Annotated in this window: 21 protein-coding genes; 13 read left to right on the top strand and 8 right to left on the bottom strand. The window is 56.6% G+C overall.

Translation table 11 applies throughout. The features are described 5' to 3' along the window. Together cysN and LA5095_RS03840 are read left to right on the top strand one after the other, a co-directional pair. A complete protein-coding gene (cysN, locus tag LA5095_RS03835) occupies positions 1-1,908 on the top strand; it encodes a sulfate adenylyltransferase subunit CysN (protein WP_104702968.1) in 1,908 nt (635 codons plus the stop codon). 216 nt (positions 1,909-2,124) lie between these two features. Next, positions 2,125-3,138, top strand: coding sequence for a GDP-mannose 4,6-dehydratase (locus LA5095_RS03840; RefSeq protein WP_055112067.1), 1,014 nt, complete (start codon positions 2,125-2,127; stop codon positions 3,136-3,138). Between the two features lie 3 nt (positions 3,139-3,141). Here LA5095_RS03840 and LA5095_RS03845 read toward each other — a convergent pair whose 3' ends face one another. Beyond that, positions 3,142-3,618 (bottom strand): YbaK/EbsC family protein, encoded by a 477-nt coding sequence (locus tag LA5095_RS03845; RefSeq protein WP_055112069.1) that lies wholly within the window; start codon positions 3,616-3,618, stop codon positions 3,142-3,144. 244 nt (positions 3,619-3,862) lie between these two features. Between LA5095_RS03845 and LA5095_RS03850 the strand changes: the two genes are divergently transcribed. After that, the gene (locus LA5095_RS03850) at positions 3,863-4,051 is read left to right on the top strand and encodes a hypothetical protein (protein WP_055112071.1); all 189 of its coding nucleotides are present in this window, start codon (positions 3,863-3,865) and stop codon (positions 4,049-4,051) included. 80 nt (positions 4,052-4,131) lie between these two features. Here the strand turns inward: LA5095_RS03850 and LA5095_RS03855 are convergent, their stop codons facing one another. Further along, the gene (locus tag LA5095_RS03855; RefSeq protein ID WP_055112072.1) at positions 4,132-5,301 is read right to left on the bottom strand and encodes an NAD(P)/FAD-dependent oxidoreductase; all 1,170 of its coding nucleotides are present in this window, start codon (positions 5,299-5,301) and stop codon (positions 4,132-4,134) included. A gap of 89 nt (positions 5,302-5,390) precedes the next feature. On the opposite strand from LA5095_RS03855, the gene mnmC2 reads away from it, so the two are divergent. Then, the gene (mnmC2, locus tag LA5095_RS03860; RefSeq protein ID WP_055112074.1) at positions 5,391-6,152 is read left to right on the top strand and encodes a tRNA (5-methylaminomethyl-2-thiouridine)(34)-methyltransferase MnmC2; all 762 of its coding nucleotides are present in this window, start codon (positions 5,391-5,393) and stop codon (positions 6,150-6,152) included. Between the two features lie 6 nt (positions 6,153-6,158). Here the strand turns inward: mnmC2 and LA5095_RS03865 are convergent, their stop codons facing one another. Then, positions 6,159-7,034, bottom strand: a complete 876-nt coding sequence (locus LA5095_RS03865) for a LysR family transcriptional regulator (protein WP_055112076.1) — start codon at positions 7,032-7,034, stop codon at positions 6,159-6,161. A 148-nt stretch (positions 7,035-7,182) separates the two neighbouring features. On the opposite strand from LA5095_RS03865, the gene bla reads away from it, so the two are divergent. Beyond that, complete coding sequence (bla, locus tag LA5095_RS03870) at positions 7,183-8,067, top strand: class A beta-lactamase (RefSeq protein ID WP_055112749.1); 885 nt, start codon at positions 7,183-7,185, stop codon at positions 8,065-8,067. Positions 8,068-8,117: 50 nt separating this feature from the next. Beyond that, positions 8,118-8,483 carry a hypothetical protein gene (locus tag LA5095_RS03875; protein ID WP_144436077.1) on the top strand — a complete coding sequence of 122 codons (366 nt, stop codon included), beginning with the start codon at positions 8,118-8,120 and terminating at the stop codon, positions 8,481-8,483. Positions 8,484-8,576: 93 nt separating this feature from the next. Here the strand turns inward: LA5095_RS03875 and LA5095_RS03880 are convergent, their stop codons facing one another. Continuing rightward, positions 8,577-9,536 (bottom strand): 2-hydroxyacid dehydrogenase, encoded by a 960-nt coding sequence (locus LA5095_RS03880; RefSeq protein WP_055112080.1) that lies wholly within the window; start codon positions 9,534-9,536, stop codon positions 8,577-8,579. A gap of 142 nt (positions 9,537-9,678) precedes the next feature. Then, positions 9,679-10,044 (bottom strand): metalloregulator ArsR/SmtB family transcription factor, encoded by a 366-nt coding sequence (locus tag LA5095_RS03885; RefSeq protein WP_055112751.1) that lies wholly within the window; start codon positions 10,042-10,044, stop codon positions 9,679-9,681. Between the two features lie 225 nt (positions 10,045-10,269). Between LA5095_RS03885 and LA5095_RS03890 the strand changes: the two genes are divergently transcribed. Continuing rightward, entirely contained in the window at positions 10,270-11,250 is a 981-nt protein-coding gene (locus tag LA5095_RS03890; RefSeq protein ID WP_055112082.1) for an acyl-CoA desaturase, read from the top strand. A 40-nt stretch (positions 11,251-11,290) separates the two neighbouring features. On the opposite strand, the gene LA5095_RS03895 is transcribed toward LA5095_RS03890, so the two are convergent. Both LA5095_RS03895 and LA5095_RS03900 read right to left on the bottom strand, forming a co-directional pair. After that, complete coding sequence (locus tag LA5095_RS03895; protein WP_055112084.1) at positions 11,291-11,767, bottom strand: PM0630 family protein; 477 nt, start codon at positions 11,765-11,767, stop codon at positions 11,291-11,293. A gap of 266 nt (positions 11,768-12,033) precedes the next feature. Further along, entirely contained in the window at positions 12,034-14,016 is a 1,983-nt protein-coding gene (locus tag LA5095_RS03900; RefSeq protein ID WP_055112087.1) for a methyl-accepting chemotaxis protein, read from the bottom strand. Between the two features lie 536 nt (positions 14,017-14,552). Between LA5095_RS03900 and ettA the strand changes: the two genes are divergently transcribed. The 6 genes from ettA to LA5095_RS03930 all read left to right on the top strand — a co-directional run bounded on the left by ettA (position 14,553) and on the right by LA5095_RS03930 (position 23,054). Next, a complete protein-coding gene (gene ettA / locus LA5095_RS03905) occupies positions 14,553-16,202 on the top strand; it encodes an energy-dependent translational throttle protein EttA (protein WP_055112089.1) in 1,650 nt (549 codons plus the stop codon). A 182-nt stretch (positions 16,203-16,384) separates the two neighbouring features. Then, positions 16,385-18,475 carry an FUSC family protein gene (locus LA5095_RS03910; RefSeq protein ID WP_158510336.1) on the top strand — a complete coding sequence of 697 codons (2,091 nt, stop codon included), beginning with the start codon at positions 16,385-16,387 and terminating at the stop codon, positions 18,473-18,475. Positions 18,476-18,580: 105 nt separating this feature from the next. Next, positions 18,581-20,593 carry an FUSC family protein gene (locus tag LA5095_RS03915; protein ID WP_158510337.1) on the top strand — a complete coding sequence of 671 codons (2,013 nt, stop codon included), beginning with the start codon at positions 18,581-18,583 and terminating at the stop codon, positions 20,591-20,593. Positions 20,594-20,785: 192 nt separating this feature from the next. Continuing rightward, on the top strand, positions 20,786-21,613 hold the full coding sequence (locus tag LA5095_RS03920) for a hypothetical protein (protein WP_144436076.1): 828 nt from the start codon (positions 20,786-20,788) through the stop codon (positions 21,611-21,613). 384 nt (positions 21,614-21,997) lie between these two features. Then, positions 21,998-22,615, top strand: coding sequence for an MOSC domain-containing protein (locus LA5095_RS03925; protein ID WP_055112753.1), 618 nt, complete (start codon positions 21,998-22,000; stop codon positions 22,613-22,615). Positions 22,616-22,679: 64 nt separating this feature from the next. After that, positions 22,680-23,054, top strand: coding sequence for a RidA family protein (locus LA5095_RS03930; RefSeq protein ID WP_055112098.1), 375 nt, complete (start codon positions 22,680-22,682; stop codon positions 23,052-23,054). On the opposite strand, the gene LA5095_RS03935 is transcribed toward LA5095_RS03930, so the two are convergent. Beyond that, positions 23,051-23,371 carry a DUF2293 domain-containing protein gene (locus LA5095_RS03935; RefSeq protein ID WP_055112100.1) on the bottom strand — a complete coding sequence of 107 codons (321 nt, stop codon included), beginning with the start codon at positions 23,369-23,371 and terminating at the stop codon, positions 23,051-23,053. The two genes, LA5095_RS03930 and LA5095_RS03935, sit on opposite strands and share 4 nt — an antisense overlap. Positions 23,372-23,380: the final 9 nt, after the last annotated feature.

Genomic DNA, 23,380 nt, shown 5'->3' on the forward strand with positions numbered 1-23,380 from the left:
ATGACTGCAGATGTAAAAGAAGCCGCGGAAACGGCGGTCACGGACTATATCCTGGCGCAGGAAACCAAGGACCAGCTGCGCTTTCTCACATGCGGGTCCGTGGATGACGGCAAGTCGACGCTTATCGGACGCCTGCTGTTCGACACCAAGCTGATCTTCGAAGACCAGCTGGCCGCGCTTGAGCGCGATTCCAGGAAACACGGCACGGTCGGGGAAGACATCGATCTTGCGCTTCTGGTCGACGGTCTTGAAGCCGAGCGCGAGCAGGGCATCACGATCGACGTTGCTTACCGTTTCTTTGCAACGGACAAGCGCAAGTTCATCGTCGCCGACACCCCGGGTCACGAACAATATACCCGTAACATGGCGACAGGGGCTTCAACGGCGGATCTTGCCGTTCTGCTGGTCGATGCCCGCAACGGGTTGCTCGTGCAGACCCGCAGGCACGCTTTCATCGCTTCGCTGCTCGGCATTCGGCACGTTGTGCTGGCGATCAACAAGATCGACCTCGTCGAATATTCTCAAAGCCGTTTCGATGAAATTCGCAAGGAGTTCGAGGTTTTCGCCAATGGTTTCGATTTTGAAACGCTGCAGGCGATCCCGATGTCCGCCCGGTTTGGCGACAACGTCACGGCCAGAGGGCAGCATATGGACTGGTATTCCGGCCCAACGCTGCTGGAGCATCTGGAAACCGTCGAAGTCGGCGAGCATGCGCTTGAGGCGCCATTCCGCTTTCCGGTGCAGTGGGTCAACCGGCCCAATCTCGACTTCCGTGGATATTCCGGCACGATAGCCAGCGGGCGTGTATCAGTCGGCGATGAACTTGTCGTTGCCGGGCCGGCAAAGATGTCCAGGGTCAAGAACATAATCGGAGCAGGAGGTGAGGTTCCGGAGGCTGCCGCAGGCGAAGCGGTCACGATCACGCTGGAAGACGAGATCGACATTTCGCGCGGTGATCTTCTGTCCACGACCGCTCATCGGCCTGATGTAGCCGATCAGTTTGCTGCACACGTGATCTGGATGAGCGACGAGCCGCTGCTGCCGGGCCGCCCGTATCTTCTGAAAATCGGTACCCGGACGGTGACAGCGACGGTCTCCGAGATCAAGCACAAGATCAACGTCAACACCTTCGAGCATGTCGCAGGCAAGACGCTGGAGCTGAACGAGATTGCCTTCTGCAATTTCGCGCTGTCTTCGGCAGTTCCGTTCGATCCGTATGAGGCCAACCGGTCCACCGGGTCCTTTATCCTGATCGACCGCATGTCCAACGCGACGGTTGGCGCCGGCATGATCTGGTTTGCGCTGCGTCGGGCAAGCAACATTCACTGGCAGGCGCTCGACGTCGACAAAGGTGCCCGATCCGAAAAGCTGGGCCAGAAACCGGCGGTTCTCTGGTTCACCGGCCTCTCCGGTTCGGGAAAGTCGACCATAGCCTCGATCGTCGAAAAGAAGCTGCACATTGACGGCAGGCACACATACACGCTGGATGGCGACAACGTGCGCCACGGTCTCAACAAGGACCTCGGTTTCACAGACGCTGATCGCGTGGAGAACATCAGGCGCGTTGGCGAGGTTGCCAGGTTGTTCACCGATGCCGGTCTGATCACCCTGGTATCCTTCATTTCTCCCTTCCAGTCCGAACGGCAACTGGCCAGGGACCTGATGGGAGAGGGCGAATTCATCGAAGTCTTTGTCGATACGCCGATCGAAATCTGTCGCCAGCGTGACCCCAAGGGCCTTTATGCGAAGGCGGATCGTGGTGAGATCAAGAATTTCACCGGGATCGACAGTCCTTATGAAGCGCCGCAGACCCCTGAAGTTCACCTGAAAAATGTTGACCGGGAACCGGAGGACATTGCCGAGGAAGTGATCGCCTATCTGCGCGAGCGGGGTTTCCTGGGAAGTTGAGCAAAGGGGATGTCTGTCCCGCGGGCTGAAAATTGAACGGCGCGGCCTCCGCAAAATGGGGGCCGCGCCGTTTGCTTGGGGCACAACACGCGGCCGGACGGGTCTTTGGCCCCCGGCGGAAGCAGCCCCCAAACGGACTTTGCCGTTGCCCGGGAACAAGAAGCACTTTAAGACGCCATCGACTATTCCGTTTCGGCGAAGGGACGACGGGCGCAAATGAAAACCGTACTGGTGACCGGCTCCTCGGGGTTTATCGGCTATTTCCTGTGCACGCGTCTTTTGAAGGACGGGTTCAGGGTCATCGGCCTTGACGCGATGACGGATTACTATGATGTCCGGCTGAAGGAACGCAGGCAGCAGATGCTCCTGCAGCACGAGCACTTTCAGGCGATCAACGACAGGATCGAGGCATCTGACCTCCTGATGACCCTGTTCCGGACGGAAAAGCCGGATTTTGTCATCCACCTTGCGGCACAGGCAGGTGTCCGCTACTCGATTGAAAATCCGCGTTCATATCTTGAAAGCAACATCGGCGGCACGTTCGAGCTTCTCGAGGCCGCGCGGGCCTTTCCACCTGAACATATGCTGCTGGCGTCAACATCGTCCGCTTATGGTGCGAATGAGAACATGCCATATACGGAGACGGACAAGGCCGACCATCAGGTGTCGTTCTACGCCGCGACCAAGAAGGCGACCGAGTCGATGGCGCATTCCTATGCCCATCTCTACGATCTGCCGATCACGATGTTCCGCTTCTTTACCGTTTATGGCCCCTGGGCGCGACCGGACATGGCACACCACAAGTTCGCAAAGGCCATCCTCGAAGGGCGGCCGATCGACGTCTATAACTTTGGCGACATGAAACGGGATTTCACCTATGTCGAGGACCTTGTTGAGGGGATCCGGCTGTTGATGGATGCCGTCCCTGTGCGTCCCGCTGACGGTGAAGAGGTTCCCGAGGGCGACAGCCTGTCACCGGTTGCGCCCTGGCGGGTCGTCAACATAGGCAACTCCACAAGCGTGCAACTGACGGAGTTCATCGACGCAATCGAGGCGGCGATCGGGAAGAAGGCGGAACGCAATCTGATGCCGATGCAGCCCGGTGATGTCGTGGCAACCTGGGCGAATGCCGATCTGTTGCGCAAGCTCACAGGCTATACGCCCAGAACGTCCGTCAGGGACGGCATCGCCAAATTTGTCGCCTGGTATCGTGACTACTATCAGGTCTGATCATCAGCTGCCGTTTGCCGGAGGCTGGCACACGTCGACCCATTCCGCGTCGGTAATTTCGGCCATGCGGTCCGGTGCAATTCTGACCGCGGCATTCGTGGCTCCAGCTGCCGGGATTACTATTTCGAAATCCTTCAGCGAGATATCGCAATAGACTTGCAGCGGTTGGGCAAGTCCGAACGGGCAGACCCCGCCCACCGGATGTCCCGTGAGTTTTTCGACTTCTTCGAGACCAAGCATTTTCACCTTTCCGCCGAAAGCCGCCTTGGCCTTCTTGTTGTCCAGGCGAGCATCGCCACGGGCAACAACCAGAATGACCCTGTCCTTCAACTGAAATGACAATGTCTTTGCAATCTGGCCGGGAGACACGCCATGCGCCGCTGCGGCGAGGATCACTGTTGCGCTGCTCTCGTCCGTCAGGATGATTTCGAGCTCGGGTGCCGCATTGGCAAAATGGTCGCGTACACTTTCTAGGCTCATGAGAGAGTAGATTTCCAATGTTGTTGAAGAGATCGTAAATTTTGACACTGAATGTTTATTAAAACAATCAACAGATACGCAAACAAGTTGTGTATATTTTTAATTTTATCCTATCGAAAATTAAGAATGCATTCATACTGAATTTAAACGTGAGTTAAACACTTGCTCCGTAATGTTTATTAATAAGGTACCGGAGAATAATGTTCCTGCGCTAGACCGCGCAAAAGTTTCGAGGATCGCCAGTATGGCCAGAGCCATGACAGCCGTCAGGGAAGTTCGTAACCCGGATTTGGGAAGAAGCGAACCTGCTGCGCTGTCGAAACATCGCGGTACGGTTGCAACCCTCTCGTTTCTTGTGGCGAAAAATCTTCTGTTCTGGGGCTCCGTTTCGCTCAGCCTCTACTGGCTCTATGCGGTCACCACTTTCCTCTGACCGTAATTCAGCGTTCGTCATCCCCTGAGATCAAAATCGAAAATGAGGGTTCTAACCCGGATCGCATCAACACTGATGGGTTAGCCTTTTCTCCAGTTGTCGTCCTTTAGATGATTTGCACCGAAGTGGTGTGTTGGCCGAAAGGTCTGCGGCAGTTCGTGCTGAGGTTTGCCTTGCGCAAATTCGGAGACCAGGCAATCGGCGACAAGATGCGCGATGCCGAACGAGATCTTGTAGCCGCCTGTAGCAGCGTAAACTGCGTCAAAGCCGGGAAGTCTTCCCACCATCGGATCGCGTTTGTTGCACCGTGGCCTGATGCCGGCCCAATCGGTCAGAACCTCCCGACCTTTCAGTGAAGGACAAAAACTTGTTGCTCGTTCGATCAGCTCGGACGTACGCGCCGGTAAGGGGAACGCATCTTCATATGTCCGGTCGGACGTGCTGCCGATGGCGACAGTTCCGTCGCCATGCGGAACAACATAGAGCCCGTCGCAGTAGATCGCCGGTTTGTCCTCGAGCCCCCTGCCGTCGAGCAGCAGCGCCTGACCCTTTTCCCCGCGTCCGATTTTTTCACCGGTAAACTGTTCAATCAGGTCGAATGCCGCAAAACCTCCACAGATAACGAGACGTTTGGCGGATAGAGAAGCTTGCCCCTCAACAAGCACTTCGCCTGACTTGTCCTCGAAACCCACGACCCTTGCGCCTTCGCGCAATTCTCCGCGCTGTTTGGCATATGCTGCAAGAGCCGAGAGATATCTTCGCGGGGAGACACGTGCTGCCAGCGTCTCATAAACGATGCCATAGGGTGCAGCTGCACCGTTCAGCCAGTCGGACCGGCTCCCCGCAGGCTCAACCGCATACGAAAAGCCGGTTTCGTCCGGGTGCCAGCGCAATTTGCTTTCTTCGGCACGTTCCAGATGATGCTCAAGCTTGTCCGTTGTCGTCAGCGGCAGAATGCGACCGCAGCGCTTGTAACCACAATTGAGACCGGTGTCTGCTTCCAGCGCTTGAATATGGTTTTCCAGCGAGAGAAGTGCCTGAAACTGAAATTCCTTTTTAGGGTTCCACCGCGCCGGCATATGCGGCATCAGGGCGCCGAGAAGTCCGCCACTCGAACCGGCACCGACACGCTCGGTTTCAAGCACGACGGTGCGCAGGCCTGCCCTGATCGCCTGACAGGCAATGGCAAGGCCAAAAATTCCGGCGCCGGCAATGGCAATATCGAATGGGGCGGCAGACGGTGACGCCATGTCGGAGGGCTTCCTGGGATTGATTGCCTAGACCGGCTCTCATATGAGAACACGGCACGCTTGGCAAAGGAAATAAGGCACTTGGAAAGATGACGGCGCAAGACCCCAAACAGAAAGACACGTCCAGGGAGCTTTCAGGTGCACCGGACCTGAAATGGCTGGAGGGCGAGGTGCCGCTGGCCCGGGGTTTTGACGACACCTATTTTTCCAGGGCCGGGGGCATGGAAGAGACCCGCCACGTCTTCTTGGACGGCAACGGCTTGCCGGAGCGGTTTGAGGGGCGTCAGGCTTTCACCATCGCAGAATTCGGCTTCGGAACCGGTCTCAACTTCCTGACAACGCTTGCAACGCTCGCCGGCATGAGCAGGCCCCCCGGACTTCATTTCATCTCGTTTGAACTCTTTCCGATGACGGCCGGTCAGTTGGAACGGGCCCTTGCCGCGTTTCCGGTGCTTGCTGAAACTTCGGCGGAATTGATCTCGAAATGGGCACCGAAACCGGGCTGGAACCGGATGACGGTCTCAAAGGCAGATCTTCTGCTCGGGATTGGCGATGCAAGAGATTTGATTGCAGATCTTGTCGTTGAAAGCGGACAAGTGCCGGTGGATGGAACGGTCATCGCACCCGTCGATGCCTGGTATCTGGATGGTTTCAGTCCCGCGAAAAATCCTGAACTCTGGGATGCGGACCTTCTGGCGAGTGCCGCGACACTGACCGCGTGGGACGGTACACTCGCATCCTACACGGCTGCAGGCTGGGTTCGACGCAATCTGCATTCGGCCGGATTTGCCATCGAAAAGAAAGCGGGTTTTGCGGGGAAACGCGAGATGGTCGTCGGACGCAAGAGTTGATCCGGTCTATTTTTCGGAAGCTGCAATCCCGGTGATCCATTCGCGGAAGATACGCATTGCACCGGTTTCCTCGCGTGACTTCAACCAGGTTAGCCAATAGCTCCCGGTCTCAACGCCGGTTTTGAATGGTTGCACGATCCGTCCGGCCCTGAGATCCCGTTCAAAGAGGCGGGCGGGAACAAGACCTATCCCGGCTCCCTGCGATACCGCCTCAACGATGGAAAGCGATGAATCGAAGATCCAGCCGCGGCTCCTTGGTGGAGCAAGGGCTGCTGCCTGAAACCACAGTGTCCATTCATTCAACCTGTAGGACCGAAGCAAGTTTTCGCGCAGAAGATCAGCAGGTTCTCCAATACGGTCCGCAACTCCCGGTGAGCAGACCGGATACAGCTTGGCAGCAAACAGGCTTACGGCTTCCGTTCCGTGCCAGGCGCCATCACCGAAACGGATGAAGCAGTCCAGCCCATCCGTTAGCAGGTCGGCACGGTTGTTGTTTGTCTTGAGGCGGATATCGACCTGCGGATGCGACTTGGAAAAATCCTGCAGTCGCGGCAGAAGCCAGCCGGTGGCAAAGCTGCTCACCACGCCGACGGTCAGAACGTCCCGAAAGTTGCCATCCTCGAACCGGCTGAGCGCTTCGCTCATGCGGCGAAAGGCATCGGAAAGCACGGGAAGCAGTGCCTGGCCTTCATCTGTCAGCGTGACACCGCGGGGTTGCCGCTTGAACAGCGACACCTGCAGTGTTTCTTCAAGTGCCTTCACCTGGTGGCTTACGGCCGTCTGGGAAACGCGTAGTTCCAGCCCGGCCCTTGTGAAACTCTGCAGCCTTGCAGAAGCCTCGAAAGCGCGAAGGGCGTTGAGTGGTATCCTGGATATGTCCACGGGCTTATGGCCTAGTTTTTCTCATGTCTGATACCACCATTCATCATTTGTCTTATGCAAATGGCAAGAGCAATGTCTGTTGGACCAGTTGCAGTCCTCACGGGGGCGGGATGTAGCGGGCAATATATCTAATTTCCTGGAGACCATGATGACATTGAGCATCCACAAGAGTGCCTTCGTAGGCATTCTCCTTCCATTTTTGACACTGGGGTCAGCTCAGGCGGCCGAATTCAATCCTCGTCCCGTTGCCAAGGCGATCGAGGACATCGAGACTCGCCTGTCGGCAAGGGTTGGTGTTTCGATCATTGATACTGAATCGGGAAAAACCTGGTCGCACAAAGGTGACGAACGGTTTCCGATGAACAGCACTTTCAAGGCTTTTCTGTGTGCCGCCTTGCTGGATGCAGCCTCAAACGGGACTGTTGACGCGGGCCGCGAGGTAGTGGTGGAGGAAAGCGATATCGTTTCTTATTCACCCGTCACCGCAAAACGGGTCGGCGGTGCAGGCTTCACGATTGAGGACCTTTGCAGGGTCACGGTCACCATAAGCGACAATGCTGCGGCAAACATCGTCATGAAAGAGGTCGGCGGGCCCGAGGGCGTGACAGCCTTCCTCCGAGGCATCGGAGACGACATCTCCCGCGTGGATCGCTGGGAACCTGAGTCGAACACCGGTATCCCCGGCGATGACAGGGACACAACGACACCAGATGCGGCGGCTGAAACGCTGAGGAAGCTTGTTCTTGACAAGACCCTGGCGGCAGATGCCAGAGCCAAGCTCACGGGCTGGCTCGAAGGCAACAAGGTTGGAAACAGCACGCTACGTGCCGGGTTGCCCGAAGGCTGGCGCATCGCCGACAAGACAGGTGCAGGCGCCAACGGGTCGCGCAACAACATTGCCGTTATCTGGCCCGAAGGCCGCAAACCGCTGGTGATTGCAATCTACATCACCCAGACAACCGCGGCATTCGAAGCCCGCAACAAGGCCATCGCCAGCATCGCGCAAGCGCTCCCGGCTGCTCTTCAGCCATGATCGGGTATCCAGCAGAGACCCGGGCCGGCCGTTTCGAAAAGCGGAAGACAATGACAAGTCAACAGAACTGCCTTGCGTGCCTGCCGGCAATCTTTGTTGTGCTTGTCCTGTTCAATGCCGTTGCGGTTGAACATGCACGGGCAAATGAGAGAGAAGACAGGCGCAAGGAGAATTGCGCCCGCTATCAGGAGATGGTTGCCGAGGCCGAAGTCCGGGTCGGAACAAAGGGACTGACATCGGATCTGATGGAAAAAAACCTTGAGTTCGTGAAGGCCGGATGTCTGTCCAATCTCAGGGCATGTCCGATATCCGGACCGGACTTTGAATTCGTCAATCTTCTCACGATGATGACGATCAGCGCAAACATGGGAAGTACGTTTTTGCCGTTTGGTTGTCCTGCCCGGGTCAGTCAATAGCCTGGAGCGAAATGCGCCGGTGGATACCGGTGGAAGAATGAAGCAAAATCGGCGCGCTTGCGTGCGCCGATCATCTTGAGAGACAAGGGGGCGTCATTTTTGTTTCAACTCGGGCACCGCAGTGAGCGGACGTCCGGTGGAAAACCAGCTTTTCAGATTGTCGACGACGAGTTGTCCCATGGCATTGCGGGTTGCCTGCGAGGCTGATCCGACATGGGGCAGCAGGGTAACACGCGGCAGTTTCATGAGGCGTTCAGGCCGACAGGGCTCTTCTTCGAAGACATCGAGACCTGCTCCATATATCGTACCTTTCTCGAGCGCTTCTGTAAGGGCCGTCTCGTCGATTACCGAACCTCTGCCGATATTGATGACGATACCTGTCGGTCCGAGGGCCTTCAGGACCTCTGCGTTGACGGCGTGCCTCGTTTCAGGAGTTCCCGGCGCTACCACCATCAGGGTGTCACAGGCCGCGGCAAGCGCCACGAGGCTGGCGTGAAAGCGATAATCGACACCGTCCTGGCGGGAGCGGCCATGATACGCGACCTTGAGGCCGAAACTTTCCGCGCGCCGCGCGATCGACTTGCCGATACGCCCGAGACCGAAAATGCCGAGTGTGCGGCCTTGCATGGTTGCCTGGGTGAGCGGGTAGGCGCCGTTTTCTGCCCAGTTGCCGTCTCTCAGCCACCGTTCCGCCTGTCCAAGCTCGCGCACGGTCATGAGCAGCAGGCCGATTGCCGTGTCCGCGACTTCTTCTGACAGGACATCCGGCGTGTGGGTCACCATCACATTCGCTGCCAGGCAGGCGTCGGTATCCACGTGGTCGTAACCGACACCGAAACTGGCAACGATCTCGGCATTTGGGAGCTGTTTCAGGAAAGCCTCGTTCACCTGCCACCACGACAGCGCAACGCCCCGGATCCTGCCGCCAACCTCCGCCAGCATCGTCTGTTCGTCCTCGGCGTCGTACAGCCGGTGAACGGTGAACTCCGCATCCAGCTGTTGCTCGACGATAGGCAGCATCGGTTTGGTTACGAGAATGTCTGGTTTTGGCATGAAGGCGATCCGGGAAGGGGAGATGTCGATAGCGCGAACGGCAATGGCGGCAGATTACAAGAATTGGCGTCAAGGGGAAGAGGAAAAGCACCTGATCGATGGTCATCCCCCACACGAAGCGCGAACCATGAAAGTCAAAGGTTCAATCTCGGTTCTCGTCCTGCGTTTTTGCGATCGACGCACTTTCCTTCTTGAGCGGGCGTGACACCGGGCAGACTTCCTGAACGTATCCGTTGAGCGTGTTGGCCAGACTTTCCTGCACGATCGAGTAGTGAACGTATTGCCCGCGTTTTTCCTTCTGCACCAGCCCGGCACCTTCAAGCACATTGAGGTGTTGGGAAATAGACGGTTTCGACATGTCGAAACGGTCCGCGATTTCACCGGCGGTCAGAGAGCTATGTGCCAGGTAGGCGAGGATCTTGCGTCGCGGAGCAGACGAAAGAGCTTCGAAAACCTTCTGAATGCCACCGGTTTCTGCAGCATTCAGCGTGTCGGATTGGTCACTCATTTCGGTCTGGAACTCCCGTTCGAACGCGTTCATCATATTTTAATTAGGTAATTGCCTAATTATATAATAAGTGGTAATTAGCTTATTGCCTAAATAGTGGACGTCCTTTCCCGAGGCAAGTGCCTACTGGTTGCAGCAGGCCGATTTACAAAGATTTGATGCTTCCGGGCAGACCCCCGGAACACGACCACACCTGCCCACAGGCGGGTGAAGGAGAGGAAAACCATGTCTGGAAACTGTGAGGAAAGTCCGAAGCCTGTTTCAACGGAGCGCGTGTCATCCGATGGCGGTGCCAATCCGGTTCACGGGACAGTCGTTCTGAAACCCGCGAAATTGGCCTGGATCTTCGGCATGACAGCCGTCGCTCTGATCGGCGGGCCGCTGACATTCTCCTGGGCTGCATTTGGTGTCTTTGTCGCGCTGACCGCTCTCACTATTTGCGGCGGGCATTCGGTGGGTATGCACCGGCTGTTGATCCACCGGTCCTTCAAAACGTTGCCGTGGATTGAAAAGTTTCTTGTTTATCTAGGCGTTCTGGTCGGCATGGCCGGCCCCTTCGGAATGATCCGCCTGCATGACTTCCGTGACTGGGGGCAGCGTCAGGTCGACTGCCATGACTTCTTCGCGCACCGTGCAGGCTTCTGGAAAGACGCTTACTGGCAGCTGTGCTGCGGTATTGATCTGAAGCAGGAGCCGCGTTTTGAGATTGAGCCGGAAATTGCCGAAGATCCGTTTTATCGGCAGGTTGAAAAGTTCTGGATGGCACAGCAACTTGTTATCGCCGTACCGCTTTATCTCCTGGGCGGTCTGCCGTTTGTTGTCTGGGGCATTTGCTGGAGGGTTTCCGTGTCGCTGATCGGTCACTGGCTCGTCGGCTACTATGCGCATCAGCCGAAGGATCATCTGCTTTTTGTCAAAGGCGCCTGCGTTCAGGGCTACAATCTGCCACACTTTGGCGTCGTGACATTCGGTGAAGCCTTTCACGAAAATCATCATGCCTTTCCGGCGTCAGCCAAACTCGGTTTCCTGCCGGGCCAAACTGACATAGGCTGGTGGCTGGTTACTGGTCTGGAGAGACTCGGGCTCGCGTGGGACGTGAATACGCCGGAGACGCTTGAAGCGCGAACTGGATTGACCGTCAATCGAGAAAACCGTGGCAACTTTGTGAGGGAGCCTGGCTGGCTGCATTCACTGCCGGAAGGATAACTGGATGTTGTCTTGTTTTGTCTTCTGACGGGTCAGTTGATCAATCCGCGGAAACGATCTCGAACTCAAATCTGCCGGCCGGCACATCACCGAAATAGACCTCAAGGAGACAATCACCAATCGGGTCGCCTTCGGAAACGCACCAGTAGTTCTCCACCCATCCGTCGACGACCGGCAGATATTCATCGGTGATAGCCGTGGTACGGTCTTCGGAGATTTGCGAGGTACTGTACTTGTCATCTTCGCCGGACCAATATTCAGGCTGCTCCGGTAGTTTGAGTATTTCCCTGGTAAAGACGAGTTTTTCGTCGCCCGAGATCTTGATGCGCCAGCCGAAGCAGGCCCTGTCAGGCAAGAGAGGAACCACGTCCGAAGGCAGGTAGACCGGGTCATAGTTGCCATCGGAGAGACCGACAACGAACTCCGTCTTTTCAATCTCGAACGCCCTTGCGCCGGTTGCCAGAAAAGCGAAGGCGGAAACGATCAGAAAAAGTCTTCTCGGAATTGTGCCGATCATTCGTAACCACATCCTTTGATCGAATATAGAACTGGCAAGGCTGCCATTGTTTCCGGGTGATTTCGCATGTCAACACGTATCGGTAGCAAGAGGTTTCAGCTATTTCACATGAAATGGATTGCAGCCGCGGTGTGCCCGTTTGGAGTTTGGGGGTGGCAGGGAAGGGCAACCGGCCGCCAGACCTTTGCTCAATCATCTGGACAATGCTGTCGGTAGCGATAGCAGTCTCACGCATTCCGGTCGGCTGCACCTGATAACAGATTGCCTCATATCCTTGTCAGTCCGACCTTGTCCATTTCGGTCCACACGACCATGTGCGAGACCCAGCCTTCACCCGGGACATTGATCTCGACATTTCCTTTCAGCTCTCTTCCCGGATCGCTGATGCGGCAGCCCTTGTCGGAAAGATCCAGAAGCACTGCGTCAAAGTCACCAGTTTCGTCTGTTGCCTCGATGGTTTCGTTGACATCGGTGCGCGGTGCCGAGCGGCGCTCCGTTTCGTCGAGTGACGACTGGATGATGGCAGGGATCTCCTCGCGCATGTCCTGCGCAGCCAGGGCCATGGAACTCGTTTTCTCGCTCATGGTGTTGGCGATTGACAGGGTTTCCTGCGCGATCCGGGAGACCTCCGACATGCCCTCCGTGATGCCGCCGACCGCCTGGCCGGATTCGTTGACGATCTGGCCGAAATTCTCGGTGGTCACACGTTGCTCTTCGGTGGCGGAGGCAACGGACGCCGCCATTTCGCTCAGGCGGCCGATGCTCTCGATAATCTGGTCGATTGAGGAAACGGCCGCGCCTGTCTTGCTCTGAATGGTGACGACTTGTTCGGAAATCTGTTCTGTGGACCGGTTGGTCTGTTCGGCCAGTTCCTTGACTTCCGCGGCGACAACGGCAAATCCCCGGCCTGCATCGCCCGCACGAGCTGCTTCGATCGTGGCATTCAGCGCGAGAAGGTTCGTCTTTTCGGCAATGTCGCTGATGACGGACACGAACTGCCCAATATTCTCCGCAGCCGTCGCGAGCTCGCCGATCGTTTCGTGTGAGGACGAAGACAGCGTGACAGCTTCTGTTGTCAGTTCGTTGGTTTTTTCCGTCTTTTCGGCAACTTCGCTGATCGCGGAAAGCAAACCTTCGGAAAGCTCGCCGGCCTCGATCGAGCGCTGATGGGTTTCCTTCGCCTGGGAAAGCAGACCGTCAATCCTGCTGCTTGCCCGTTCCAGCGCCGACCGCATTCCGTTGGACTGAACCTCGACCTCATCGGCGCTGTTGGCGATTGTCGAGATGCCCTGGTCGGTCTTGTCACGAACTTCGGTCGCCATGAGCGATAGCGTTTCCCGCCGCTGGCGGATGTTCTCGCGTTCCGATTCCTTGCGGTCGGTCTCGAGCTTTCGCATCAGGATCAGCTTGTCCTTGAATGTTTCGAAGGCCTCCGCGAGGTCGGCGATCTCGTCATTGCCCTTGACTGCAACCGTGGCTGAAAGGTCATTGTCGGCAAGCTGATGGAGCGCACCTGAGACACGGCGCAGCGGGCGCGTGACGGTCAGCCGGGCGAGTGCCGCGGATATGAGAATTCCAAGCAACGTGGAAACAATCGCGACAACGATCAGGATGCGAACGGTTTCTTTCTCGTGTTGTTCGGCCGCCATCGTTGCCTCGAGGGTGAAGGTCTCGATTTCATGCAGCAGGGCGACCAGTTCATTGTTGAGATTTGCCTCTTCCTGCTCGACCTCGTGCAGGAGATCAAGCGCCTTTTCGGTTTCGTTGCTGTCGGCATATGCGATAATCTGTTCGGCATGAAGATCGTAGCTTTTGTGCTCGACTTCGATCTTTTTCAATGCGTCCAGGACATGTTGAATTTCGTCAAGCGTTTTTTGATCGTAGGCGTGTTTCAGGGCTTCTTCGGCAATTCGTTCGCCTTCCAGAATTTCTTCGTCGACAAGCGCAGCGTATTCCTTGAACTTTTTTTGCGCCGCTTTGCGTTGCAGTTCCAGGTCACCGGCAGCGAGCCCGTTGAGACGCAGGATCCGTTCAAAGAGGACAGATTGTTCAAGCTGGTGTGAGGTGATCCGGCTCAGCACTTCGGTCAACGGAATGTCGGATTCCGCGATGGTCTCAAGTTCCTTGCCGATCTTGTTGAGCTGCGTGACACTGAATACGGATTGCGCAACGATTACCAGACTGAGAACGAGAACTATCGTAAGTACCTTTGCGGCAACTGAAAATCGAATGCCGTTGCGTACAACCATCTCAACGCTCCACGAGATTTAAACTCTGGGTAGTGTTGAATGTATGCGTAAATAAAAAATTACGGTTTTTCCGAAAATCACCAGCGCAGTTTTTGATGCGTAAGGAAATTGAATTTTGTATATTTTAAAACGACTTAATTCAGTTGAAGCTAAGTTGTATTGACAGTATAAAATTGTTCACATTTATGATTGTTACCACAACCAGTGCGTATATTTACTGGGTGTTGTTTTTAGTCGAAGCGAGGTTGTCCGGTGCAGACGGCGCTTTGGATGTCCGGAGCGCGATTGAGATTTGCGGAAGAAGTCGACCCGGACGCACTGCGCCGCCGTGTCTTGATACGGATGTCGCAAGCATTCGCTGGGCTGCCTCATTGAACACCTGAGAGACGATTGTTGTTCGTCATGGAGTGCGCGCATGGGGCCGGCTGGTTTCCAGCTGCATTCTCCCCATTGCCCCCGGCGCTCATTTCCCCTAAAAGACGCGGCAGAATTCCAGAGATTCCCGTCAGTTTTCGAAAGTGGAGAAGCGGAGCCCCATGGCGCGCCAGTTCATCTATCATATGCACGGCCTCTCAAAGGCCTATAACGACAAGAAAGTCCTCGACAATATCCACCTCTCTTTCTACCCGGATGCCAAGATCGGTATCCTGGGTCCGAACGGGGCGGGCAAGTCGACGCTTCTGAAGATCATGGCCGGTCTCGACAAGGAGTATTCCGGTGAGGCCTGGGCTGCCGAAGGCGCCAAGGTCGGCTATCTGCCGCAGGAGCCAAAGCTGGACGAAACCAAGACCGTGATGGAAAACGTCATGGATGGTGTCGCCCACAAACAGGCGAAGATCGACCGCTACAACGAACTGATGATGAACTACTCGGACGAGACCGCCGATGAAGCTTCCCATCTTCAGGACGAGATCGACGCCAAGGACCTGTGGAACCTGGAAAGCCAGGTGGAAATGGCGATGGAAGCCTTGCGCTGCCCGCCGTCCGACGCTTCCGTTGAAAACCTGTCTGGCGGTGAGCGTCGCCGAGTTGCGCTCTGCCAGTTGCTGCTGTCCGAACCGGACCTGTTGCTGCTTGATGAACCGACCAACCATCTGGACGCCGAAACCGTCCATTGGCTGGAACGTCATCTGCGGGAATTCAAGGGTTCCGTCCTGATCATCACCCACGATCGCTACTTCCTCGACAACGTCACCGGCTGGATCCTGGAACTCGACCGCGGGCAGGGCATACCCTACGAAGGCAACTACTCGGTCTATCTGGAAAAGAAGACCAAGCGTATGGCGCAGGAAGGCCGCGAGAACATGGCCCGCTCCAGGGCGATTGCCCGTGAGCGCGAGTGGATGGGCATGAGCCCGAAAGGCCGCCAGACCAAGTCGAAAGCCCGTATCCGGGCCTTTGATGACCTTCTTTCCGCCCAGGAAGAGCGGCAGCCGTCGATTGAACAGATCCTCATCCCCGTTGGTGAGCGCCTTGGCGCGAATGTCATCGAGGTTGACGGTGTTTCGAAGGGCTTTGAAGACCGTCTGCTGATCGATGACCTGTCCTTCAAACTGCCGCGCGGCGGCATTGTCGGTGTGATCGGCCCGAACGGGGCAGGCAAATCGACGCTCTTCAAGATGCTGACCGGTCAGGACAAGCCGGACAAAGGTGCCGTCAATATCGGTGACAGCGTGCAACTGGGTTATGTTGATCAGTCGCGCGATGCGCTCAACCCGACCAACACTGTCTGGGAAGAGATTTCCGGTGGCGCCGAGGTGATCTACCTCGATGACAAGGAAATCAACTCCCGCGCCTATTGCTCGTCCTTCAACTTCAAGGGCCCTGCTCAGCAGGCAAAAGTCGGCGACCTCTCCGGCGGTCAGCGCAACCGCGTGCATCTGGCGAAAGTCCTGAAGAAGGGCGCCAACGTTCTGCTGCTCGACGAGCCGACCAACGACCTCGACACCGAAACGCTGGCCGCGCTCGAAGACGCGCTGGAGAACTACGCTGGCTGCGCCGTGGTGATTTCGCACGATCGTATGTTCCTCGACCGTCTGGCCACGCACATGCTTGCCTTCGAAGGCGACAGCCATGTGGAGTGGTTCGAAGGCAATTTCGAAGATTATGAAAAAGACAAGGTCCGCCGCCTTGGCGCCCATGCTGCCGACCCGCGCAGGATCAAGTACAAGCCGCTGACACGCTGAGCGGCAAATAGACGAAGTGACGAAAGGCGGCCATGCGGGCCGCCTTTTTTGTTTGCCTGCCGTCTCTTTACGAAGAATGCCTTCCGGTTGCATTCTGTACCGGTTTCCCCGGGCAGTGCGTTCTTGTTCTGCATCCGGGCCCATTGGCGATTGATGGAAGAGTTCAGGGATTGCTTCAAGTTATGCCGACGCTTCAGCTGATAGCGCGTTCGCTAACCGGCCTCGGTCGCTACGACCCCGGCGCGTTGCGACTGATGCGCGGCATAGACATGACCTTGACGATCGTTGCCGCTTCGCTGTTGGCGATGCAACTGGCTCGTCCCTTTCAGTCTCCCGTCTCCGGTTTTGATCTTGCCGTGCTCGCGGCCGGAGCGGGAGCCGGCATACTCGTGTTCACACCCGTATCGACCAGAAGGCAGGAAACATCTGACATTTTCTGGCTCGGCGTCATATTGACAGTAAGTTTTGCAATCGGTGCCGTGATCATCACGTTGTTTCAGGAAACGGCCATCCCGGTTCTTCAGGTTCTTTGGATTGGCGTGATCGCGGTCGGCTTCGGCATGGATGGGCTTGGGCCGTTCTGGCTCAGGGCAGGGCGGATGCTGGCAATTTTCTGGATCTTTGTCGTCGTTGCCAGCCAACCCGTCGCACCCGGTATCTGGCTACCAGCCATGGGCGCATTGGGAACTGCAGTCGCATTTTTCTTCCGCATCTGCCTGTGGCGGCCGTCGCCGACGAAAACCTTGATGCGTGTGGAAAAGACCAATCGGAAGGTCATTGCAGAGTATCTTCAACTTGCAGCTCTGGGCAGCCTGAACAGTGCCGGTTTGCGCAAGAAGAACCTCGCGCGGCTTGCCGTTCTTCGGACCGAGCTGGAAACCTGCATCCAGTTGATCGGTCCCAAAAACGATTTGAGGGCTTTGTCGCCGGAAGCCGCTGCCATGATGCAGCTCGCACTGGAAGTTGTCAGGGAAGCAGTCTCGGCCCTTTCGGATCAATGCCGTGCCCAGTTGACTGAAGGGACATCCTACCGGGACACCGTTCGGGACTTGATGGGCACCCTTGAGACAGGGGAACAGGTTACGGCAAAACCGGGCCTGGACAACGTTTGGTCCCGTTCGCTTGCGGATGTTTCAACCGATGATCAGTTCCATCTTCTTCGCATCGTGCAAGCGTTTCAAAGACTGTGGCAGTTGTCCCGGTCGACCGAAAACATACGACCTGGACCGAATGCTGCCGGCAGTTCGGTGCAGTCGCGATGGTGGCGAAAAATTTCGTGGGAATTGGCGCTTCAAGCCAGTGCCGCCGCCGCGACCTGTTATGGATTGGGTGTCTATTTCAACCTGAGTCACGTCTATTGGATCACGGTCACGGTCGTCGTCGTCATGTGTGCCAGTCTTGGGGCGACCGTCAAAAAAACGGTTTCTCGGACTGTGGGGACCGCAATTGGTGTGTCAATTGCCTTGGCCGTGGAGCCCGTTCTCGCGCAGTTTCCGGAAATCCGGCTGGTGCTGATCATCCTGTTGCTGCCACCGATTGTTGTCTTTCTGGAACGGAATTACGGCATTGCATCCGGAATCATAAGCTTTGTCGTGTTGATTGGACTTCAGGCGCTCACGGGAATGCCGGTCGCGCAGTTCTGGCCACGCCTTTACGACACGCTGATCGGAGCCGCCGCAGGCCTGGCCGCGGCCAGGCTGCTGTTGCCGCGGAAAAGCGCTGAAAACGTTCACGCACTGGCAGTCGACTATATCACCGCCTGTTACAAATACCTGAAAGTGGAGAATCGGACCGAAGCGGAGCAAAAGAAGGAATATGCCAAACTGAAGTCAGCGGCGAACAACCTGGTATCTGCCGCGCAGGACTATCGCGTGGAACAATCGCCCTGGGCTTCCTTCGCGAATTCCTCCGATGAGCTTGATATCATGGTTCTGGTTCTTGCCGATTATGTTGTTCTCTATCGCCAGTCGCGGATGACCGTCGTGGCCGAGACCGCAAAGTACGACTTCGAGCCACCGCTCTCGCCGATCATCGCCAAAATGGACAAGCGGATGCATGATGAATTCGAGGCAGTTCTGGACGGCAGGGAGAAACAGACCGTTCCCGGTCTGGTTGAAGAATGGAAGTCCATGATACCAGTAGCCGGCGGGAGAGGAGAACAACTCATGACCGACTGGGTTGCGATGCTCTATTACGTGCGGAAGCTCACTACCTGCCTGGATGGCTTGAGGCGGGATCCCAAGTGGGCCGCAGCCCTGGCGCTGGACCGGTGAATTCGGCCCGGGCCAACCTTGGTACAAATCAAATTCTCCAATAGGGTCAGGATATTGGCTTCCGGGATTCAAGTTCTACCGATGCTTCAGCCGATCTTTCGAACGATGAACCGTTTTGTCCGGTATGACCCCGGTGCATTGCGCCTGGTGCGCGGGGCGCATCTGATGATCACGGTTGTTACGGCAGGTTTGCTGGCCAACCAGCTAGGGCCTTTCGCCAATGGTGTTCCGGGTTTTACGCTTTCTGTTCTGGCGGCTGCCGCCGGCGCGCATTGTCTTTTGTTCACGCCGATTTCGACCCGCAGGCAGGAGGCCAGCAACCTTTTTTGGCTTGGGCTGATCATGACAGGCCTGGCAGTCGTGGGAATGGTGTCCGAACTGATCGCGGGCGAGAACACGCAGGTCGTGCTTCAGGCCATGTGGATTGGCTTCATTGCCATCGGATTCGGTCTTGAAGGCTTTGGGCCGTTCTGGTTGCGGACGGGGCGCATGGTGTCGATTTACTGGCTGTTCGTGATCATGTCGAGCGGTTCGGGGTCGCCGGGATTCTGGTTGCCGGCCATGACGGTTTTTGGCGCCGTACTGGCCTTCGTGATCCGCATCGGCTTCTGGAGGCCGTCACCCGAAAAGACGTATCGCAGGGTCGAAAGGGCAAATCGGCAGGCAATGGCTGATTACCTGAAGCTTGCAGCAAACGGACAGCTTTCGATCGACAGGCGCCGCCGGCTGAACCTCTCCGACATCGCAAGTCTGCGTTCGGAGCTGGAAACGAGCATCGACCTGGCAGAACCCGGATCGGCTATCCGAGGACTGTCGCTAGAATCGGCGGCGATGATGCAGCTTGCACTGGAAGTCGTGCGCGATGCGACGGCTGCGCTCTCGCCTGAATGCCGGGCGGAATTGATCACGAACGCCACTTATCAGCAAGTGGTTGGTCAGGTTCAGGAGAAGGTAGTGAGGTCCGACAGTCCGTCCGGCGAAACACCCTTTGACGTTGCCTGGGCGGAACTTGCAGTCGGTTTTCAAAAGGGTGACAAGTTTCAGCTGTTGAGAATTGCGCAGGCTTTCGAGCGGATCTGGAAACTGGCAGAAGGGACAGCGCAACTGAGAGCAGACGACGACACCAGGCTGGAGGTCAAGTCGGGAAACTGGTGGCAGCTGATTTCCTGGCGACTTGCGGTTCAGGCAGGTGTCGCTGCCAGTGTCGGATACGGCATAGGTATCTATTTCAACCTGAGTCACGCCTACTGGGTCACCATCACGGTTATCGTTGTTCTTTGCGGCAGCCTTGGCGCAACAATGAAAAAGACCGTGCAGCGCACGCTGGGCACCGCGGTCGGATTCGTGTGTGCAATTCTTCTGGAGCCGGTGCTGGCAGGCTATCCCGAACTTCGGGTTGCCCTGATCGTGCTGCTGTTGCCTCCGGTAATAGTTCTGTTTGAACGCAACTATGGGATCGCTGCAGGGATCATCAGCTTCCTCGTGCTGATCGGGCTCCAGACGCTGACCGGGTTGCCCACTGCGGAATTCTGGTCCCGTCTTTACGACACACTGATTGGTGCGGCTGTAGGGCTGGCCGCGGCCTGGCTGCTCTTCCCGAACAGAAGCGGTGATAGTGTCGAGCGGTTGGAGGTCTCTTATCTGAACGCCTGCTCGGAATACCTCAAGACGGATAGCGGGCCGAATGATCCCGGCTACACCAGGTTGAAGGCCACTGCCCACCAAGTGCTCGCAACTGCCAGAACCTATCGAACGGAACGCGCTCCCTGGTCGTCCTTCACCAGGTCCTCAAGCAAACTGGATACGCTTGTTGTCTTGTTGGCGGACTATATCGCGCTGTATCGCCAGGCGAGAGCCAACGTCCTGGCCGACTCTGACAAATACGCTAGCGTCAAAACGCTCGTCGCCACAATGGACAAGCGTATTCACGATGAAATCGGCGCCGTTCAGGACGGAAAAGGCAAGCAGGCCATGCCGGGTCTGGCTGAAGAGTGGAAGGCCGCGATGCCGGCAACCGCCGAGGACGATGATCGTTTCATGACGGACTGGGTTGCGATGCTCTACCACGCCAGAAAGGTCATCCGCTGCCTTGACGGGTTCCGGGAGGAGGTCGCCTGATATCCGAATTGCAGAATGTTCTGCAGCTGAAATTGGAGCCATACCTTTCACTTAATTAATCTGACCGCCATTGTCCGGCTGCAATCTGGAAGGCAGACTGTCTTCAGTGTAACAATCAGAACGGGATGCTCGCGTGAAAGTGACTTGTCAGCGACCGGGCCTCCCTCTTGCCCGGGAGGAGGATTTTTAAGAATGATCTGTTTGAAGAAAACTCGCCGAATGGTTGTCGGCGCCGGTCTGTTGGCCGGGATGGGGATTGGAGTGGCTCAGGCGCAGGACGCACAACCGGCCGCCGCCGACCCGACACCGCCGCCAACATACGACTTTGTGCAGCAAGCCGGAGAAATGTCCTACGACGGCAGTTCTCTTACGCTCTCGGATGCCAATACCGGTGTGCTGTTTTTCAGCGATCGGCCGTACCGGGTCGGCGGACAGATCTCCAACTCGGATTTTGCGGGATACTGGGATGCTGACACTGGCTTCAAGGGTGACCCGCCCAATGCAGTTGTCTCCGTCCTGAGCAAGACGGACAAAGCGCCGGCTTTGGTGGAGCTGACCTCCGCAAAGATGGAGGGATCATCGGTTGTTTATGGCGTCAAGGTGTTGCGCGGTGACTTGCCTGAGAGTGCAAAAGGAGTTGCCCTCTTTATTGACCGCAGTGCCCGTCAACCGCACCATCGTCATGGCCACACAACTGCAACGGCACCGGGTTCAGTGGGGTTTGAACCCTACGGTCCCTATTGCTACCACGCACCGCAGGATCCGCGTTGCCGGGCCTGGCATCACCCGTATCATCCCTATCATCCTTATTATCCGCCGTACCATCCCTATTACCCGCCTTATGGTCCCTACTATCACCCGGGAGCCTATGCGGCCGGTGTTGCAACCGGAGCTGCGATCGCCAATGCGTCGAAGCAGCCAACCTACTATTATTATCCGATCCCGACCGGGGCACTTCCGCCAAATTGCTGGATCAATTCACAACATACGCAGATGGTTTGCACCGTCCCGCTTCAGTGATTTTCACTCAACAAACAGCCCCGCAATCTGCGGGGCTTCTTTTTTCAGGTGATGTGCCGGGAATTCTCGTCGACAACGTACGCCAGGTACTTCAGTTTCAGGGTAATTTCACTATCGCTTCGCTCCCGATACCAATTTGAAAGTGGTGTTGTTGTCTATGCGGGAATTCCTGGACGAGGCAAAACATGCACGGCTTTATTTCAATTTTCATTTTCTTTGAAGGTGCAAATCATTCCGGTTGCCCCCGGTATTTCGTGCTGCGATTGAAGAGGCAGGTCCCGGAGACCGACTGATCGTCGGGATTGAAAATGACTTGAAGACGAACCGGGAGCGGGCGATACCTGATCGCTATTGGTACAAGTTCTGACAAGGTCGACCGACGAAATGACTGATCAAGCATCGTTGTTGCAGGAAGAGATCCGGATAACTCCCAAATTCAGGGTGGCCGGACGGGTAGAAGGCCTCTTCAGGACAGAGGCTCCGGAAGATTTTCAAACCGTTGCCGTTGAGAGCCTGGAACTCACCTTTGAAGGGATCCCCGGTGACAGGCATGCCGGCATGACCAGAAAGTCCGGAGGCCGTGAGCCCTGGTATCCGCGCGGCACCGAGATGTGCAACGAACGACAGGTTTCAATCCTGTCGGGAGTTGAACTCTCCAGGATAGCTGATCTGATGGAGCTTGATGAAATCCGCCCGGAGTGGATTGGCGGCAATTTCATGCTGTCCGGGATTGCCAACCTGACCAGACTGCCGCCACGTACCCGGCTGGTTTTTGAAAGTGGTACGGTGATCCGCATCGATGGTGACAACCTGCCTTGCCGGTTTGCGGGAGAAGCGATCGCATCCAATTATCCGGACAGGGAAGGGTTGGACCTGCTGTTTCCGCAAAAGGCAAGAGGACTGCGCGGTCTGGTCGGATACATTGAAAAGCCCGGCGTGATCGCGCCGGGAGAAGCTGTCACCGCACATATTTCCGAGCAATGGATTTACCCGCGCGATTGAGCGAGTAGTCTGGAGAGTGACCAGACTGAATCTCGTGGAGACTATCGTGCTACCTATCCATCACATGATCGGCAACGCCCCACAGCCCGTTGCCCCGTTTTCGCATGCCGTAGAGGCCGATGGCTGGATCTGCGTCACCGGCCAGATGCCCACCTTCCCGGACGATCCGCAAGCGCCTTTGCCGGAAGGTATTGCGGCGCAGACAACAAGGGTAATGGAGAACCTGAAACTGGTCCTTGCCGGAGTTGGTCTTGGATTTGAACATATAGTGTTCGCAAGAGTTTACCTGACCGAATTCAAGCGGGACTATCAGGAAATGAACCAGACTTATCTGTCGTTCTTCCCTCCGGACAAGCTCCCTGGTCGTACCTGTATCGGCGTTACCGGGCTGGCGTTGGATGCGCTTGTCGAGATCGACCTGGTAGCAAAGCGGCCCTAGGAACTGAATTCGTCCGAAGTCTCGGCAACTTCCCTGTTGCAGCCCCATTCGCGCAGGGTCTCGTTCATCGGTTCGAGAATGAAGAACCGGGCCGAGTCCCTGTCATACCCTTCCTCCAGAAGGGCATCATACTCGGTGAGTTCATGTCGGATATGACTTGTCGTCGCCTGCCAGAGCGCAATTGTCGGCGGCAGGTGGCGCAGATGGCCGGCGAGCGCAACGGACAGGATCGCCTCGGCGTCGCGCATCGGTACCCGAGGGAGCAACGCCCGCAATGCCTTGCGCATTTCCTTTTGTCGTTTTGTGCCGCCAGTCATAGTTTTTGC

Source organism: Roseibium album, from assembly GCF_001404515.1.
GTDB lineage: Bacteria > Pseudomonadota > Alphaproteobacteria > Rhizobiales > Stappiaceae > Roseibium > Roseibium album.